This window comes from Pseudomonas sp. GW822-FHT07A10 (assembly GCF_058798795.1).
Window position 1 is genome coordinate 61,560 of sequence record NZ_JBXAKV010000017.1, and the last position, 15,263, is coordinate 76,822.

The following is a 15,263-nucleotide window of genomic DNA, read 5'->3' on the forward strand; positions in this document are numbered from 1 at the left end:
GCTTTGGCCCGAAAATCCTGCTGGGCACCCTGGCCGCCAAGGGACGGGTGGAGGAACAGGGAGCACCGAGCCGTGTGCTGGAGCAGCCTCGGAGCGAGCGGTTGAAGCAGTTTCTGGCGGGAAGCCTTAAGTAACGGGTGCTATCATCCTCGCTGATCCGGCGGATGATTTCGATGAGCCTTTTCGTGCAAATCACCTATCGTATCGGGTTGTAAAGGTTTGAGCGCCGGTCACGGCTGGCTGGCGCTAAAAGGGCGAACGGGAAAATTCGCCATGTCATAAGGGATTCAGGGAGCGTCATGGGGCATCCGTCCGTCAAAGATCGTATTGAACACACCCGGTTCGCCACGCCTTGGGTGCCCGAGCCGGTTGAGACAACGCTCAAGGTTCGATACGCGGTTTCTCTGCTGATTGCGGTGTGCCTGTCCTTGATGGCCATTGTGATCGGGGAAAGCTGGAACTCGCGTCAGTACCATCTGCGTGACAGCGAAGTGGCAATGTCCAACCTGGCGCAAACCCTGGCATCGCAGGCGCACGCATCGATCAAGCAAGCCGACACGCTACTGTTCTCCCTGGTGGACCGCCTCGAAATCGATGGCATGCAACCGGAAAAATTTCCCCGACTGCAACGTTTGCTCCAGGCTCAGCGCAGTGAGTTGGTACAGATCCATGGGCTGTTCGTGTTCGATGAAGAAGGACGCTGGCTCGCCAACGCCATTAACGTCATACCGCCCAATGCCAATAATTCCGACCGTGAATATTTCATCTACCACCGTGATCATCCCGACCGCGGCCCTCATATCGGTCCGTCGATAAAAAGTCGCTCGACCGGTGAGTGGATCATGACCGTGTCACGCCGGATCAATCACCCTGATGGCCGGTTTGCCGGCGTGGTGGTGGCTTCGATCTACCTCAAGCATTTCCTGGATTTGTACAACAGCATCGACATGGGCAATAACGGCGTGATCAACCTGATCTCCGATGACGCCACCATCGTCGTTCGGCGCCCGTTCAACGAAGCCGATATAGGCACCAGTGTTGCCAAAGGGCCGCTGTTTACCCAGCTGTTGCCCAAGGGCGATTCCGGTACGGCAACGGTCAGGTCCTTTGTCGACGGGGTGGTGCGGGTCGTGGGGTTTCGACGGGTCGAGGGGTATCCGCTTGTCGTCTTTGCCGGGCTCGACAAGGATGAAGTCCTGGCCAGTTGGCGGCAGGAATCAATATTCAGTGCGGGCATCGTCCTGTTGCTGCTGGGGTTTCTGGGGGCTCTCGGTTATCGCCTGATCCGCCTCATGAAGCAGCAGAATCATATTCAGAACAATCTGTTGGAGACTCAGGACAAACTCATTGAGGTCAACCGCAGCCTGGAGTTGCTGGCACTGGAGGATGCACTGACCGGGCTTTCCAATCGGCGTCAATTCGACCTGTTCATTCTCGCGGAAATGGGCCGCGCCAGGCGTAGCCAGGCCCATCTTGCGCTGCTGATGATCGATGTCGACCACTTCAAGAGCTTCAATGATCACTATGGTCATTTGGCAGGCGATGAGTGTTTGCGCAAAATCAGCACGATCATCACCGAAAACATCAAGCGCCCCGGTGATCTCGCGGCTCGCTTCGGTGGTGAGGAGTTTACGGTGGTGCTGCCCGGTACCGACTACGTGGGGGCGTTTCTGGTAGCGGAAAACATCCGCCGTGCGGTTCAGCAGGCCGGCATCGAACACGTTGGGGGCGTGGAAGGCGTGGTCACAGTCAGCGTGGGTGTCTGCGCCTACGACCCGGCCTCGCAAGCCCAGCCCGACGACATTGTCGGCGCCGCGGACAAGGCGCTGTATGTGGCCAAGGCCAGTGGCCGGAACATGAGTGTTATCGCCAACTGAGTTCAACCGGACCGGTGATTACTGCCTGAACGGGTCGGATGCTTCCATTGCCGGAACAGCCGCACATAGATCAGCATGTTGAGCGCCAACACCACGCTGCCCAGTGCCAGTTGAATCGTGGGCGTCAGCCCGGCCGGGTAAATAATCGGCCACACGTAATGTTCGATGAAGCCGCCGCCGTAACCGGTTTGCCCGGCCGCGTGGCGCATGCGGTTTTCCCATTCGGTGAGTGGGCATGCCAGGTGGAAGACTTCCACGATTACTCCCCATGCGGCGGCGGGCAGGTGCCACCAGATCAGGTGGCGCCATTTGAGCACCAGCAGCCCGCCGAACAGCACGAACAGAATGAACAGCAAGTGAGACAGCACCAGCCCGTCGGCGGCGATTCGGTAAAGCATGTCGATTCCCTGACGTGTTGGGTGAATCGCTCCATGGTACTCGGGCTGGACGCTTGTGCTCTATCGATTGCCGCCTTCAAGCGCTGCCAGTACTTCTTTCAAACGCACCGCCGTGCTTTCGCTGCTGCGTTGCATCGGCGCTCGCAGTTCGTCGTGGATCAATCCTTCAAGGGCCAGGGCGGTTTTTACCGGGGCGGGATTGGGCTCGATGAACAGGCTGTGAATCAGTGGCAGTAACTGGAAGAAGGTCGTTCGGCCGGCGGCTAAACGGTTGTCGCGAAGCTGTTGATACAGCGTCACGAACAGTTCGGGATGAACATGGGCCGAGGCGGCAATCGCGCCTTTGGCACCCAGGCATAGCGCGCCGAAGATCTGATTATCTTCGCCGCACAGCACGTCGACGTTACCGCTGGAGAGCAGTGCCAAGGTGTTGGCTGGGTTGCCGCCGCAGTCCTTGATCGCGACGATCCGCTCATGGGCGACGATCCGGAGCAGGGTCGCCTGCTCGAAGGCTATGCCGGTGCGATAGGGGATGTCGTAGAGAATAATCGGGGCGCTGGAAGCATCGGCGACGGTCTTGAAAAAGGCTTCGAGGCCGGCCTGGGAAGGGCGGATGTAGTACGGCGGCGGCACCAGCAAGCCCGCCAGGGGGCGCTTCAGGATTTCGCTTTGAAATTGCAGCAACTCGGTGAGGTTGTTGCCGGCCAGGCCCATGACCACACGTTCTGGTGGAGCCTGTTCCAGCACCGCATCGAGCACCGCCAGTTGCTCGTGTTTGCCCAGCGCCGCGGCTTCCCCGGTGGTGCCGCAGACCACTATGCCATCGACGCCTTTTTCCAGCAGACGACTGACCAGCCGCCGCAATCCGGCGAAGTCGATCGCACCATTGTGAAACGGCGTAACGATGGGAACCCAGATACCTTGAAACGATGACATGCACTTTCTCCTGAAGGTTGACCGATTTCGTCACCGTCAGAAGCGTAGAAGGAAGTCAGCAAGAGGAGGGGTGTCCGTCGCGCTCAATGTCCTGTCAGCTCATCTGACGGGACAGCGCGCCCCGGTCACATGAGCGACTGTTTCTTCGATTTAGGGGCGTGCGCAACGCAACCTTGCGCCTTGGCAATCAAGCCAATGACGACAGTGTTGAGGTTGAAGGTTGCGGACATGGTTGCTTACACCCTGAATGAGGCGCCCAGTTTTAAAAGCCGACGGGGTATTTGTCAATCGTGAAGTCGTTGCAAGTGCGCAAGATTGTTCAAGCCATCGGCCATGACTGCTGGCACAGTCTGACGTCTTTCCCTGGTTGTAGAGCGTTATGTCCAACTCATTCATGCCGCGTACTGCATTCCTTCGTGGCGCCGCGGCCATCATGCCGTTGTCCCTGGCGACCGCGCCCTGGGGATTGCTGGCCGGCTCCATGGCCATCGAGGCCAACCTCACGCCCCTGCAAGGCCAGGGGCTGTCGAGCATCGTGTTTGCCGGCGCGGCGCAATTGGTCGCCATCGGCATGCTCAAGGGCGGTGCCGGGGTCTTTTCGATTCTGTTGACCACGTTGCTGCTGACCTCCCAGCATTTGTTGTACGGGATGAGCATGCGTTCGGTGATTTCCCCGTTGCCGGGCCGCTGGCGTATCGGGCTGGGTTTTTTGCTCACCGACGAGTTGTTCGCCCTGACCAGCCAGCACGACAAACAGCAGTTCAACCGCTGGTACGCCCTCGGCGTGGGCCTGACGTTTTACATCGCATGGAACCTCTTCACCCTGGCGGGCATTGTGCTGGGCAGCAGCATTCCGGGCCTCGAACACCTGGGGCTGGATTTCTCCATCGCCGCGACGTTTATCGCCTTGATCACGCCGGTGGTGCGCAACGTTCCGACGGTGGTCTGCGTGGCGGTCTCGCTGTTCTGTTCGGTACTGTTCAGCTATTGGCAATGGGGTTCGGCGCTGGTGCTGTCGGGGTTGGCGGGCATGACGGCGGGCTTTATCTGCAACAAACTCTACGTGGGGCGCACATGATGGTCTGGGCTGTGATTATCGGGATGGGCCTGCTGGTATTCCTGAACCGCTACGTATTTCTTGAGCCTCGGTTGCCGGTACGCCTGAGCAGCAATGCCCGGCAGTTCCTCGGTTTCGCGGTGCCGGGCATGCTCACCGCGATCTGCGGGCCGATTGTGTTCATGCCCGACAAACAGTTGAACCTGCAGTGGGACAACCCCTACCTGATCAGTTCGCTGGTGGCCGTGGGCCTGGTGCTTTACACCCGCAATACTCTGCTCAGCATGTTGTTGAGCATGGGCTTTTTCTTTTTGCTGCGCTGGTGGCTCTGAGTCGTCCGGCGCGAAACTGTTCTACGCTTAACGGATGATCCCTTGAGGACGGGAGGTGGGCATGGCCACTGAACCAAAGCATCCGGACCTGGATGATGAGACCGATGAACCGACGGAGGAAGAAATCGAGCGGCAGAAGCGTTCGATGCCGGACTGGAAGCACCCCGACGACGGTAAAGAGCTGTCGGACCGCGACCAGGAACGCCCGCTGAAGCCCTGATCGGTTTGCACATCCCCAAAGCCCCGCCAATTGATGGCGGGGCTTTTTAGTTTTTGTAGTTTGAAATGCAATCACCCGGGGAGCAGGCGCTGGAACCAAACACTGTGTACCCTTATCCAACCTCGGCTCGCAGCGATTGGCGGGCCGGTCGAAGGATAAATGGGCGAGGGGCTTTTGCCATTAAACGTGACGGTCGCAAGGTCTGGCCCAAGGCAAAACATGAAGCAGTTGATCAAGGTTCTATCCGTATTCGCCATCGCCGTCGGCCTGTTTGGCTGCATCGCCGCGCCCATTGAAATGACGCCGCAGACGCAACAGCGTCTGCAAGCGCAGGCGCCGATCCGCTTTCTGCTGACCTTCGACGACGGGCCCAGCGCGTCCGGTTTTTACAACCCGACCGCCACTGTACTCGACAGCCTGGCGCGCAATCCGCTGCAACCGGACATCAAAGCCGTGTTCTTCGTGCAGACCCGCGCCTCGGGCGCCGGCGGCAGTGACGTGGGCCGCCAGCTCATGCGGCGCGAACAGGCCGAAGGGCATCTGCTGGGCTTCCACACGGCCACTCCCCATCACACCAACCATCGCTCCCTGGAGCCGGAACAACTGGAGCAATCGCTGACCAACGGCAGCGCAGACATCGCCGCGATCACTGGCACTCCACCGAACCTGGTGCGTCCGCCGTTCTGGAACTACGACAAACGCACCTTCGCCGCCTACCAACAGCATGGCATGCACGTACTGCTGACCGACCTGAGCGCCAATGACGGCAAGATCTGGGGCTTCAACGCCAGCCCTCGGCGGCGGGCCAATATGCTGCGGCAGCTGTCCGAAGTGCGCGAGCGCATCGCCCTTGGCCAGTTGCCGACGGTGGATGGGGTGATTCCGGTGGTGGTGACCTTTCACGACCTCAACCGCTACACCGCCCGGCATGCCCGCGAATACCTGCAAATCCTCCTCGACAGTGCCAACGCCACCGGTCTGGCCACGGCGCAGAAACCGTTTTACGACGACACGACAGCGCTACAGCGGGCGGCCATGGCGCGCACCGTCAAGCAGAGTTCCGAGCCTGTTCGTTTGCCGGGGATCTGGAATTGGATATGGGATGGGGATGCTCACTGAGCTCACTGGCGCATTGCGCAAGCTGAACTAATCTCAGTGGATCCAATCGGAAAACCGTCCATGGAGGGGCGTCTGTCATGGTTTCAATTGAGCAGCTTTGCCAGATTATCGAGTCCGGTTTCAAGCCGCTCTCCTGCGAGTGCACCGTGAACCGCGATGAAACCTTGCGGATCAAGGTCTTCGATCGCGATACCGGACGGATTGAGTTGTTGATCACCGGCGTATCCCCCGACAAACTGATCAGTGTTCGCGATATTTCCAACCTGATCGGCGAACTTCGTACAGAAATGCGTGCAGGTCGCCGAGCGTTCGCCGGTGTCGTGGCCTAGTTTGCAGGTCTGTCGCGCGGCAGCAGTTCATCGATCATCTGCAAGCAATGATTCAACCCCGGCGACACATCGCCCACGCGCCTGCTGAGAATGATCGGCGAGATCGCGTTGTCTTCCAGCACCGGAGTGAAGCCAATGTCGTCGCGGTGCAGCAACTGCACCGAGGCCGGTACCAGCGTCACCCCGATTCCCGCCCCCACCAGACCAATCGCCGTTTGCAGCTCGTTGGTCCATTGCGCCACCTTGATGTGCACGCCACTGGCTTCGAACAATGCGATCACGTGGTCGGCGTAACTCGGGCGCGGGTTGCCGGGGTAGAGCACAAAGGGTTCCTTGGCCAGCTCCCGAAGGCTGATGGGCCTGGCGAGGAGCGGATGGCCGGCGGGCAGGGCGGCGACCAGTCGATCTTCGGTGAGCACGGTCTGCAGAATGGCCGGGTCGTCGATGCGGATGCGCCCGAAGCCGACATCGATACGCCCGGCCTTGAGCGCCTGCACCTGTTGCAACGTGGTCATTTCCGAGAGCCCCAACTCCAGCGCCAGAGGCTCGCCGCTGCGCAACCGGCGAATCAGTTCCGGCAGCACGCCATAGAGGGTCGAGGGCGCAAAGCCAATGCCCAGCCAGGTCTTTTCGCCCAGGCCGATCCGCCGCGTGTTGTCGCACACCTTGCCCAGTTGTTCGAGCAGGGCGGTGGAGTGTTCATGGAAAAACCGCCCGGCGTCGGTCAGCTTCAGCGGTCGGCCGCGTTCCAGCAGCAACACCCCGAGTTCGTCTTCCAGCTGCTGGATCTGCCGGCTCAGCGGCGGTTGGGCGATGTGCAGCAGTTCGGCGGCGCGGGTGAAGTTGAGGGTTTGAGCCAGCACCTGAAAATATCGCAGGTGACGCAGTTCCATGGGGCCTCCGGACGTCGATCTGTTAAATACCTTTAAGGTATCGAGTCAGACCAATTCTATATTGGCTTCCCGAAAAAAGCCGTACCAGAATCGGTTCCAGAACTTTAAGAACCTGACGGGTATCGCGACATGCTTGCAACAGCCATTGAATCGATCGAGACGATCATCGTCGATCTGCCGACCATTCGCCCGCACAAGCTGGCGATGCACACCATGCAGAACCAGACTCTGGTGATCATTCGGGTGCGCTGTGCCGATGGCATTGAGGGTATCGGTGAGTCGACCACCATCGGCGGCCTGGCCTACGGCAACGAAAGCCCGGACAGCATCAAGACCAACATCGACAAACACTTCGCGCCACTGCTGATCAGCCAGGACAGCGGCAATGTGAATGCCGTGATGTTGCGCCTGGAGCGCAGCATTCGTGGCAACACCTTCGCCAAATCGGGTATCGAAAGCGCCTTGCTCGACGCCCAGGGCAAGCGCCTTGGCCTGCCGGTCAGCGAACTGTTGGGTGGACGGGTTCGCGATGCATTGCCGGTGGCCTGGACCCTGGCCAGCGGCGACACTGCCAAGGACATCGCTGAAGCGGAAAAGATGCTCGACCTGCGCCGCCACCGGATCTTCAAACTGAAAATCGGTGCCGGCGAGGTCAATCGCGATCTGGCCCACGTCATTGCGATCAAAAAGGCGCTGGGCGATCGCGCCAGCGTGCGGGTCGATGTCAATCAGGCCTGGGACGAAGCAGTCGCTCTGCGGGCCTGCCGGATCCTCGGCACCAACGGCATCGACCTGATCGAACAACCGATCTCGCGCAATAACCGCGCCGGCATGGTGCGCCTGAATGCCATGAGCCCGGCGCCGATCATGGCCGATGAATCCATCGAATGCGTGGAAGATGCCTTTAACCTGGCACGGGAAGGCGCCGCTTCGGTGTTCGCTCTGAAAATCGCCAAGAACGGCGGCCCGCGCGCCGTGCTGCGAACCGCCGCGATTGCCGAGGCGGCCGGTATCGGCCTGTACGGTGGCACCATGCTCGAAGGCGGTATCGGCACGCTGGCCTCGGCCCATGCCTTCGTCACCCTGAATACATTGAGCTGGGATACCGAATTGTTCGGCCCGCTGCTGCTGACCGAAGACATCCTCAGCGAGCCATTGGTCTACCGCGATTTCCAACTGCACGTCCCGTCAACACCGGGGCTGGGCCTGGTTCTGGATGAAGAGCGCCTGGCGTTTTTCCGTCGGGACAAAAGTTCCACTGTCGTTCATCAAGCCTGAGGAGGGCATCATGCTGTTTCACGTAAAAATGACCGTGAATCTACCGGTCGACATGAACCCGGAGCGCGCCGCTCAGCTAAAGGCCGACGAGAAAGCCCTGGCCCAGCGCCTGCAAGCGCAAGGCAAGTGGCGTCATCTGTGGCGCATTGCCGGGCTCTATGCCAATTACAGCGTGTTCGATGTCGACAGCGTTCAGGAGCTGCACGACCTACTGATGCAATTGCCGCTGTACCCGTACATGGCCATCGAGGTCAACGCGCTGTGCCGGCATCCTTCTTCCATTCGCGAGGATGACCGCTGAACCCAGCCTGTTCAGTTCGCTACGCTAATAATTACAAGATGAGGATCCACCATGAACGTCAAGATTTCCCACACCGCCAGTGTCCAGAAGTTTCTCGAAGAAGCCAGCGGCCTGCTCAATGAAGCCGGTGATCCGCGGGTCAAAGCGCTGGTTTACCGCATCCTGCGTGATTCGGTGAACATCATCGAAGACCTGGCCGTGACCCCGGAAGAATTCTGGAAAGCCGTCAATTACCTCAACGTGCTGGGCGCGCGGCAGGAGGCTGGTCTATTGGTAGCCGGGCTTGGTCTTGAGCATTACCTCGACCTGCTGATGGATGCCGAAGACGAGCAGGCCGGCAAATCCGGCGGTACCCCGCGGACCATCGAAGGGCCGCTGTATGTGGCGGGTGCGCCGCTGTCGCAAGGCGAAGCGCGTCTCGATGACGGCGTCGATCCGGGTGTGACTCTGTTCATGCAGGGCCGGGTGTTCAACACCGCCGGCGAACCGCTGGCCGGGGCGGTGGTGGATGTCTGGCACGCCAACACCGGCGGCACCTATTCGTACTTCGACACCACCCAGTCCGAGTTCAACCTGCGTCGCCGGATCGTCACCGATGCCGAGGGCCGTTATCGCTTCCGTAGCATCGTGCCGTCGGGCTACGGCTGCCCGCCGGATGGTCCGACCCAGCAACTGCTCAATCAACTGGGCCGTCATGGCCAGCGGCCGGCGCACATTCACTTCTTCATTTCGGCACCGGATCATCGTCACCTGACCACCCAGATCAACCTCGATGGCGATCAGTACCTGCATGACGATTTCGCCTACGCCACCCGTGACGAACTGATCGCCAAGATCACCTTCAGCGACGATCCGCAGCGTGCGGCGGCCCATGGCGTCAGCGGTCGCTTTGCTGAAATCGATTTCGACTTCACCCTGCAGTCGTCCGCCCAGCCTGAGGAGCAGCAACGCCACGAACGGGTCCGCGCACTCGAGGACTGATACCCTCGACCAGCCGAACCGGGCCACGAGATAACCGACCGTTTATCTCGTGGCCTTCTGTGTTTCGGGCAGGACACTAGAATGGCGGCGCCACTGATAACAACAATGAGAGTGAACCGATGATGCAAGCGCAATTGTTGAGTCATCGCAGCAGAATCTTCGACCATGCCGACCCGTATGCGGTGTCGGGCTACGTCAATCAGCATGTCGGCAACCATTGCCTGCAGATGCCCAGGGCCGGCCGACCGCTGGCCAGCCTCGATCATCGCAAGTTCGCCAGCCTCGACCTGTGCCGCATCAGTTACGGCGCCAGCGTGCGGGTTACCTCTGGCGCGCTGGACAGCATCTATCACTTGCAGGTGTTGCTGCGCGGCAACTGCCTGTGGCGTGGCCACGGTCAGGAACATTACTTCGCGCCCGGGGAGTTGCTGCTGATCAACCCGGACGATCCGGTGGATCTGACCTATTCCAGTGATTGCGAAAAATTCATCCTGAAAGTCCCCACCCGGCTGTTGGCGTCGGTGTGCGAGGAGCAGCGCTGGCGGTATCCGGGGCAGGGCGTGCGGTTTCTGGAAAACCGTTATCAGCTCAATGAACTGGAAGGTTTCGTCAGCCTGCTGGCGATGATTTGCCAGGAAGCCGAGGCTTCCGAGCCGATTCCTCGCGTGCAGGAGCACTATGCGCAAATCGTGGTCAGCAAGATGCTCGGCCTGATGAAGACCAACGTCATGCGCACCGACCCTGGCTCAGCCTCGGCCACGTTCGAGGCGCTGGTCGATTACATCGCCCGCAACCTCAAGCAAGACATCGACAGCGAAGAGCTGGCGCGCCAGGCGCGGATGAGCCTGCGTTCGCTGTATGGGCTGTTCGAACGCAATGCGGGGGACACGCCGAAAAACTACATCCGGCAGAAGAAGCTCGAGCGCATTCACGCCAACCTGAGCGACCCGACCTGCAACGTGCGCAACGTCACGGAAGTGGCCATGGATTACGGCTTCCTGCACCTGGGCCGGTTCTCCGACAGCTACCGCAAACAGTTCGGCGAATTGCCTTCCGACACCCTCAAGCGCCGTCACTGAGATCAATGAGCAACCCTGTGGCGAGAGAGCTTGCTCCCGCGCCACATTGGCAACCATCAACCGCCCCTTGCACAAAACGGATACAGGTCTGCACCCCGCGGATAGTCCGCCCCATCCCCACGTCCTAGCATGGCCCTGCCTGAATAAAAACAATGGAGGCGGCGGCCATGTCCCTGCGACCCGAATACCTTCACTCCCTGCTTGAAGAAGACCCTGAACAGGGTATCTATCGCTGCAAGCGCGAGATGTTCACTGACCCGCGGCTGTTCGACCTCGAGATGGAACACATCTTCGAAGGCAACTGGCTGTACCTGGCGCACGAAAGCCAGATCCCCAACAACAACGACTTCTACACCACCACCATGGGGCGCCAGTCGATCTTCATCGCGCGCAACAAGGACGGTGAGTTGAACGCCTTTATCAATGCGTGCAGCCACCGCGGGGCGATGCTCTGCCGGCACAAGACCGGCAACAAGAGTTCGTACACCTGCCCGTTCCACGGCTGGACATTCAACAACTCCGGCAAGCTGCTCAAGGTCAAGGACCCGGCGGCGGCCGGCTACCCGGCGAGCTTCAATTGCGAAGGCTCCCACGACCTGACCAAAGTCGCGCGTTTCGAGTCCTATCGCGGCTTCCTGTTCGGTAGCCTCAAGGCCGATGTGGTGCCGTTGGTAGAGCATCTGGGCGAGTCGGCGAAGATCATCGACATGATCGTCGACCAGTCCGCCGACGGCCTGGAAGTGCTGCGTGGTTCCTCCAGTTACATCTACGAAGGCAACTGGAAACTCACCGCCGAGAACGGCGCCGACGGCTATCACGTCAGCTCCGTACACTGGAACTACGCCGCCACCCAGAACCAGCGCAAACAGCGCGAAGCCGGCGATTGCAATCCGACCATGAGCGCCGGCACCTGGGCCAAGCAGGGCGGTGGTTTCTATTCCTTCGACAAGGGCCACATGCTGCTCTGGACCCGTTGGTCCAACCCCGAAGACCGTCCGCTGTACGAACGTCGCGACGAGTTGGCCCGGGACTTCGGCCAGGCCCGCGCCAACTGGATGATCGAGAACTCGCGCAACCTGTGCCTGTACCCGAACGTGTACCTGATGGACCAGTTCAGCTCGCAGATTCGCATCGCTCGGCCGATCTCGGTCAACCGCACCGAAATCACCATTTACTGCATCGCGCCCAAAGGTGAAAGCGACCACGCCCGTTCGAGCCGCATTCGGCAGTACGAGGACTTTTTCAACGTCAGCGGCATGGCCACTCCAGACGATCTGGAAGAGTTTCGCTCCTGCCAGACCGGTTACCAGGGCAGCGTTACCACCTGGAACGACATGTCCCGTGGTGCCGAACACTGGATTGAAGGCGCCGATGACGCGGCCAAGGAAATCGACCTGCACCCGTTGCTCAGCGGGGTGCGTACCGAAGACGAAGGCCTGTTCGTGCTGCAACACAAATATTGGCAGCAAACCATGCTCAAGGCCCTGGCCGCCGAACAGTCCGAACTGATTGCAGTGGAGGCCGTGCAATGACCATCACCTATGACGTGGTTCGCGATTTTCTCTACCGCGAAGCGCGCTACCTCGACGACAAGCAATGGGATGACTGGCTGGAGTTGTACGCGCCGGACGCCACTTTCTGGATGCCGTCCTGGGACGACAACGACGAGCTGACCATCGATCCGCAGCGGGAAATCTCGCTGATCTGGTACGGCAACCGCACGGGCCTGGAAGATCGCATCTTCCGCATCAAGACCGAGCGTTCCAGTGCCAGCATGCCGGACACCCGCACCTCGCACAACCTCAGCAACATCGAGCTGATCGAACAGGCCGACGGCTTGTGCAAGGTGCGTTTCAACTGGCACACCCTGAGCTTTCGCTACAAGACCGTCGACAGCTATTTCGGCAGCAGTTTCTACACCCTGGATGTGCGCGGCGAGAACCCGCTGATCTTGGCCAAGAAAGTGATCCTGAAGAACGACTACGTTCGCCAGGTCATCGATGTTTACCACCTCTGAGGCGGCCGTCATGACTCATTCCATTGCGTTCAATTTCGAAGATGGCGTCACCCGGTTCATCGACGCCAACGCCGGCGAAACCGTGGCCGATGCCGCGTACCGCCAGGGCATCAATATTCCGCTGGACTGCCGCGACGGCGCCTGCGGCACCTGCAAGTGTTTCGCCGAAGCCGGGCGCTACGACTTGGGCGAGGACTACATCGAAGACGCCCTCAGCGCTGACGAAGCGCAGCAGGGTTTTGTCCTGACTTGCCAGATGCGTGCGCAGAGCGATTGCGTGGTGCGGGTGCCGGTTTCATCGGATGTCTGCCGTACTCGTCAGGCCAGTTACGACGCGACCATCAGCGCCGTGCGTCAGCTGTCCGACAGCACCATCGCTCTGTCGATCAAGGGCGAAGCCCTGAGCAAACTGGCGTTTTTGCCGGGGCAGTATGTGAACCTCGGCGTTCCCGGCAGCGAGCAGACCCGCGCGTATTCATTCAGCTCGTTGCAGCGTGACGGCGAAGTCAGTTTCCTGATTCGCAACGTGCCCGGCGGTTTGATGAGCAGTTTCCTCACCGGCATGGCCAAGGCCGGCGACAGCATGAGCCTGGCCGGACCGCTGGGCAGTTTCTATCTGCGCGATATTCGCCGGCCGTTGTTGCTGCTGGCCGGTGGCACCGGCCTGGCGCCGTTTACCGCGATGCTGGAAAAAATCGCCGAGCAGGGCAGCGAGCATCCGCTGCATTTGATCTACGGCGTGACCAACGATTTCGACCTGGTGGAAATCGATCGACTGGAAGCCTTCGCCGCACGAATCCCGAACTTCAGCTTCAGCGCCTGCGTGGCCAACCCCGACAGCCGGCATCCGCTCAAGGGCTACGTGACCCAGCACATCGAGCCACGGCATTTGAACGATGGCGACGTCGATGTCTACCTGTGCGGCCCGCCGCCGATGGTCGAAGCGGTCAGCCAGTTCATTCGCGAGCAAGGCATCGCGCCTGCGAACTTCTACTACGAGAAATTTGCCGCCAGCGCGGCCTGAGCCGCGACACGCTCTAGTAGCAGCTGTCGAGCCCCAGCGAGGCTGCGTTCGGCTGCGAAGCAGTCGCAAAATAAAAAACTGCGGTATGTCAGGTAAACCGCGTTTGCCGGATTCACGACTGCTTCGCAGCCGAACGCAGCCTCGCTGGGGCTCGACAGCTGCTACAGATCGTGTTCCCGCGAAAGCGATTTCGCAACGAGGGTATGTATGAACAGATTCCACGAAAAAATCGCACTGATTACCGGTGCCGCCCAAGGCATCGGCCGGCGTGTGGCGGAACGCATGGCCGCCGAAGGTGCGCGGTTGATTCTGGTCGACCGCTCCGATCTGGTGTTCGAGTTGCAGAAAGAACTGGGGCGGGACAGCCAGGTGCTCGCCCTGACCGCCGACCTTGAGCAATACAGCGAATGCAGCCGCGTGATGCGCACCGCCGTTGAGCGCTTCGGGCGCCTCGATGTGTTGGTCAACAATGTCGGCGGCACGATCTGGGCCAAGCCTTTCGAGCATTATGAAGAGCAGCAGATCGAAGCCGAAGTTCGCCGCTCATTGTTCCCGACGCTGTGGTGCTGCCATGCCGCGCTGCCGTTCATGCTTGAGCAAGGCAGCGGCGCCATCGTCAACGTTTCATCGATTGCGACCCGCAGCGTCAATCGCGTGCCTTACGGTGCGGCGAAGGGTGGGGTCAATGCGCTGACCGCATGCCTGGCGTTCGAAACCGCCGGCCGTGGGGTGCGGGTCAACGCGACCGCCCCCGGTGGCACCGAAGCGCCGCCGCGGCTGATTCCGCGCAACACCGCGGAACAAAGCGCTCAGGAAAAGCTGTGGTATCAGCAGATCGTCGACCAGACCCTCGACAGCAGTTTGATGAAGCGTTACGGCACGCTGGATGAACAGGCAAGCGCTATCCTGTTTCTGGCCAGCGACGAAGCCTCCTACATCACCGGCATGGTCATGCCGGTTGGTGGCGGCGATCTGGGCTGACCTTTCGAAGGAGGCGTCGGCTGCGATGAGCTACAAGCGACGCTGAAACGCTCTGACGATTCTGAGTGTGGCGTCGCTTGTGTTCAGGTTCTGGACGGCGTCCAGCGGGTACCAGATGCAGTCGATGATTTCATTCTGTGGCCGCGCCTCGGCCACGTTTATGACCGATGCCTCGTAGACATGATGCCGGGTGCTGATCGTTTCCAGCTCCATCAGATACAGCAGGCCATCGACCCCTAGCCCGGTTTCTTCATAAAGTTCTCTTGTGGCCGCGCCCGCGATGGTTTCGCCAGGCTCGATTTTTCCGCCCGGCAAGGTCCAGCGCCCCCTGGGTTTGCGCACCAGGAGAATGTGCCGATCCTGCTCGCAAATGACGGTTGCGCGTACTTTCATGGATTACCTGACTGCCGGTTGTCATAAAACAGTCATAAAAATGCAATA

Annotated in this window: 18 protein-coding genes and 1 pseudogene; 15 read left to right on the forward strand and 4 right to left on the reverse strand. The window is 60.1% G+C overall.

Annotation, left to right across the window (positions count from 1 at the left end; all coding sequences use genetic code 11):
* Positions 1 to 38: 38 nt before the first annotated feature.
* Together AC1RL4_RS24360 and AC1RL4_RS24365 are read left to right on the forward strand one after the other, a co-directional pair.
* Positions 39 to 134 (forward strand): annotated as a pseudogene (locus tag AC1RL4_RS24360) (histidine/lysine/arginine/ornithine ABC transporter ATP-binding protein); the annotation flags it as partial.
* A gap of 165 nt (positions 135 to 299) precedes the next feature.
* Positions 300 to 1,877 carry a sensor domain-containing diguanylate cyclase gene (locus AC1RL4_RS24365; protein ID WP_096480643.1) on the forward strand — a complete coding sequence of 526 codons (1,578 nt, stop codon included), beginning with the start codon at positions 300 to 302 and terminating at the stop codon, positions 1,875 to 1,877.
* A 2-nt stretch (positions 1,878 to 1,879) separates the two neighbouring features.
* Here the strand turns inward: AC1RL4_RS24365 and AC1RL4_RS24370 are convergent, their stop codons facing one another.
* Positions 1,880 to 2,275 carry a DUF2784 domain-containing protein gene (locus AC1RL4_RS24370; RefSeq protein ID WP_028941011.1) on the reverse strand — a complete coding sequence of 132 codons (396 nt, stop codon included), beginning with the start codon at positions 2,273 to 2,275 and terminating at the stop codon, positions 1,880 to 1,882.
* A gap of 60 nt (positions 2,276 to 2,335) precedes the next feature.
* Positions 2,336 to 3,211 (reverse strand): 4-hydroxy-tetrahydrodipicolinate synthase, encoded by an 876-nt coding sequence (dapA, locus tag AC1RL4_RS24375; protein ID WP_230172030.1) that lies wholly within the window; start codon positions 3,209 to 3,211, stop codon positions 2,336 to 2,338.
* A gap of 379 nt (positions 3,212 to 3,590) precedes the next feature.
* Here dapA and AC1RL4_RS24380 point away from each other — a divergent pair, with 379 nt between their 5' ends.
* From AC1RL4_RS24380 to AC1RL4_RS24400, 5 genes are all read left to right on the forward strand, one after another.
* Positions 3,591 to 4,289, forward strand: a complete 699-nt coding sequence (locus AC1RL4_RS24380; protein ID WP_018928001.1) for an AzlC family ABC transporter permease — start codon at positions 3,591 to 3,593, stop codon at positions 4,287 to 4,289.
* A complete protein-coding gene (locus AC1RL4_RS24385; RefSeq protein ID WP_162830927.1) occupies positions 4,289 to 4,600 on the forward strand; it encodes an AzlD domain-containing protein in 312 nt (103 codons plus the stop codon). The genes AC1RL4_RS24380 and AC1RL4_RS24385 overlap by 1 nt, the downstream gene beginning before the upstream one ends.
* A gap of 61 nt (positions 4,601 to 4,661) precedes the next feature.
* The gene (locus AC1RL4_RS24390) at positions 4,662 to 4,820 is read left to right on the forward strand and encodes a hypothetical protein (protein ID WP_019582797.1); all 159 of its coding nucleotides are present in this window, start codon (positions 4,662 to 4,664) and stop codon (positions 4,818 to 4,820) included.
* 219 nt (positions 4,821 to 5,039) lie between these two features.
* Complete coding sequence (locus tag AC1RL4_RS24395; RefSeq protein ID WP_230172032.1) at positions 5,040 to 5,939, forward strand: polysaccharide deacetylase family protein; 900 nt, start codon at positions 5,040 to 5,042, stop codon at positions 5,937 to 5,939.
* A 77-nt stretch (positions 5,940 to 6,016) separates the two neighbouring features.
* Positions 6,017 to 6,268: a DUF1652 domain-containing protein gene (locus tag AC1RL4_RS24400; RefSeq protein WP_230172034.1), complete on the forward strand. Its 252-nt coding sequence runs from the start codon at positions 6,017 to 6,019 to the stop codon at positions 6,266 to 6,268.
* Here AC1RL4_RS24400 and AC1RL4_RS24405 read toward each other — a convergent pair.
* Entirely contained in the window at positions 6,265 to 7,161 is an 897-nt protein-coding gene (locus tag AC1RL4_RS24405) for a LysR family transcriptional regulator (RefSeq protein WP_230172035.1), read from the reverse strand. The genes AC1RL4_RS24400 and AC1RL4_RS24405 overlap by 4 nt on opposite strands.
* A gap of 129 nt (positions 7,162 to 7,290) precedes the next feature.
* Here AC1RL4_RS24405 and AC1RL4_RS24410 point away from each other — a divergent pair, with 129 nt between their 5' ends.
* The 8 genes from AC1RL4_RS24410 (at position 7,291) to AC1RL4_RS24445 (ending at position 14,822) form a co-directional block, all read left to right on the forward strand.
* Positions 7,291 to 8,439, forward strand: coding sequence for a muconate cycloisomerase family protein (locus AC1RL4_RS24410; RefSeq protein ID WP_230172036.1), 1,149 nt, complete (start codon positions 7,291 to 7,293; stop codon positions 8,437 to 8,439).
* Positions 8,440 to 8,449: 10 nt separating this feature from the next.
* Positions 8,450 to 8,740 (forward strand): muconolactone Delta-isomerase, encoded by a 291-nt coding sequence (gene catC / locus AC1RL4_RS24415; protein ID WP_028941006.1) that lies wholly within the window; start codon positions 8,450 to 8,452, stop codon positions 8,738 to 8,740.
* 51 nt (positions 8,741 to 8,791) lie between these two features.
* A complete protein-coding gene (gene catA / locus AC1RL4_RS24420; RefSeq protein ID WP_018927994.1) occupies positions 8,792 to 9,721 on the forward strand; it encodes a catechol 1,2-dioxygenase in 930 nt (309 codons plus the stop codon).
* Positions 9,722 to 9,840: 119 nt separating this feature from the next.
* A complete protein-coding gene (locus AC1RL4_RS24425) occupies positions 9,841 to 10,800 on the forward strand; it encodes an AraC family transcriptional regulator (protein WP_290371263.1) in 960 nt (319 codons plus the stop codon).
* A gap of 167 nt (positions 10,801 to 10,967) precedes the next feature.
* Positions 10,968 to 12,332 carry a benzoate 1,2-dioxygenase large subunit gene (gene benA / locus AC1RL4_RS24430; RefSeq protein WP_230172037.1) on the forward strand — a complete coding sequence of 455 codons (1,365 nt, stop codon included), beginning with the start codon at positions 10,968 to 10,970 and terminating at the stop codon, positions 12,330 to 12,332.
* A complete protein-coding gene (gene benB, locus AC1RL4_RS24435; protein ID WP_230172038.1) occupies positions 12,329 to 12,817 on the forward strand; it encodes a benzoate 1,2-dioxygenase small subunit in 489 nt (162 codons plus the stop codon). The genes benA and benB overlap by 4 nt, the downstream gene beginning before the upstream one ends.
* A 10-nt stretch (positions 12,818 to 12,827) precedes the next feature.
* Positions 12,828 to 13,841, forward strand: coding sequence for a benzoate 1,2-dioxygenase electron transfer component BenC (gene benC / locus AC1RL4_RS24440; RefSeq protein ID WP_230172039.1), 1,014 nt, complete (start codon positions 12,828 to 12,830; stop codon positions 13,839 to 13,841).
* 207 nt (positions 13,842 to 14,048) lie between these two features.
* On the forward strand, positions 14,049 to 14,822 hold the full coding sequence (locus tag AC1RL4_RS24445) for a 1,6-dihydroxycyclohexa-2,4-diene-1-carboxylate dehydrogenase (protein ID WP_230172040.1): 774 nt from the start codon (positions 14,049 to 14,051) through the stop codon (positions 14,820 to 14,822).
* 30 nt (positions 14,823 to 14,852) lie between these two features.
* On the opposite strand, the gene AC1RL4_RS24450 is transcribed toward AC1RL4_RS24445, so the two are convergent.
* Entirely contained in the window at positions 14,853 to 15,215 is a 363-nt protein-coding gene (locus AC1RL4_RS24450; protein ID WP_019582786.1) for an NUDIX hydrolase, read from the reverse strand.
* Positions 15,216 to 15,263: the final 48 nt, after the last annotated feature.

Bases quoted from the DNA above. Each gene is read 5' to 3' on its own strand.
- AC1RL4_RS24365 (WP_096480643.1), top strand. From the start codon at position 300: ATGGGGCATCCGTCCGTCAAAGATCGTATTGAACACACCCGGTTCGCC.
- AC1RL4_RS24370 (WP_028941011.1), bottom strand. From the start codon at position 2,275: ATGCTTTACCGAATCGCCGCCGACGGGCTGGTGCTGTCTCACTTGCTG.
- dapA (WP_230172030.1), bottom strand. From the start codon at position 3,211: ATGTCATCGTTTCAAGGTATCTGGGTTCCCATCGTTACGCCGTTTCAC.
- AC1RL4_RS24380 (WP_018928001.1), top strand. From the start codon at position 3,591: ATGTCCAACTCATTCATGCCGCGTACTGCATTCCTTCGTGGCGCCGCG.
- AC1RL4_RS24385 (WP_162830927.1), top strand. From the start codon at position 4,289: ATGGTCTGGGCTGTGATTATCGGGATGGGCCTGCTGGTATTCCTGAAC.
- AC1RL4_RS24390 (WP_019582797.1), top strand. From the start codon at position 4,662: ATGGCCACTGAACCAAAGCATCCGGACCTGGATGATGAGACCGATGAA.
- AC1RL4_RS24395 (WP_230172032.1), top strand. From the start codon at position 5,040: ATGAAGCAGTTGATCAAGGTTCTATCCGTATTCGCCATCGCCGTCGGC.
- AC1RL4_RS24400 (WP_230172034.1), top strand. From the start codon at position 6,017: ATGGTTTCAATTGAGCAGCTTTGCCAGATTATCGAGTCCGGTTTCAAG.
- AC1RL4_RS24405 (WP_230172035.1), bottom strand. From the start codon at position 7,161: ATGGAACTGCGTCACCTGCGATATTTTCAGGTGCTGGCTCAAACCCTC.
- AC1RL4_RS24410 (WP_230172036.1), top strand. From the start codon at position 7,291: ATGCTTGCAACAGCCATTGAATCGATCGAGACGATCATCGTCGATCTG.
- catC (WP_028941006.1), top strand. From the start codon at position 8,450: ATGCTGTTTCACGTAAAAATGACCGTGAATCTACCGGTCGACATGAAC.
- catA (WP_018927994.1), top strand. From the start codon at position 8,792: ATGAACGTCAAGATTTCCCACACCGCCAGTGTCCAGAAGTTTCTCGAA.
- AC1RL4_RS24425 (WP_290371263.1), top strand. From the start codon at position 9,841: ATGATGCAAGCGCAATTGTTGAGTCATCGCAGCAGAATCTTCGACCAT.
- benA (WP_230172037.1), top strand. From the start codon at position 10,968: ATGTCCCTGCGACCCGAATACCTTCACTCCCTGCTTGAAGAAGACCCT.
- benB (WP_230172038.1), top strand. From the start codon at position 12,329: ATGACCATCACCTATGACGTGGTTCGCGATTTTCTCTACCGCGAAGCG.
- benC (WP_230172039.1), top strand. From the start codon at position 12,828: ATGACTCATTCCATTGCGTTCAATTTCGAAGATGGCGTCACCCGGTTC.
- AC1RL4_RS24445 (WP_230172040.1), top strand. From the start codon at position 14,049: ATGAACAGATTCCACGAAAAAATCGCACTGATTACCGGTGCCGCCCAA.
- AC1RL4_RS24450 (WP_019582786.1), bottom strand. From the start codon at position 15,215: ATGAAAGTACGCGCAACCGTCATTTGCGAGCAGGATCGGCACATTCTC.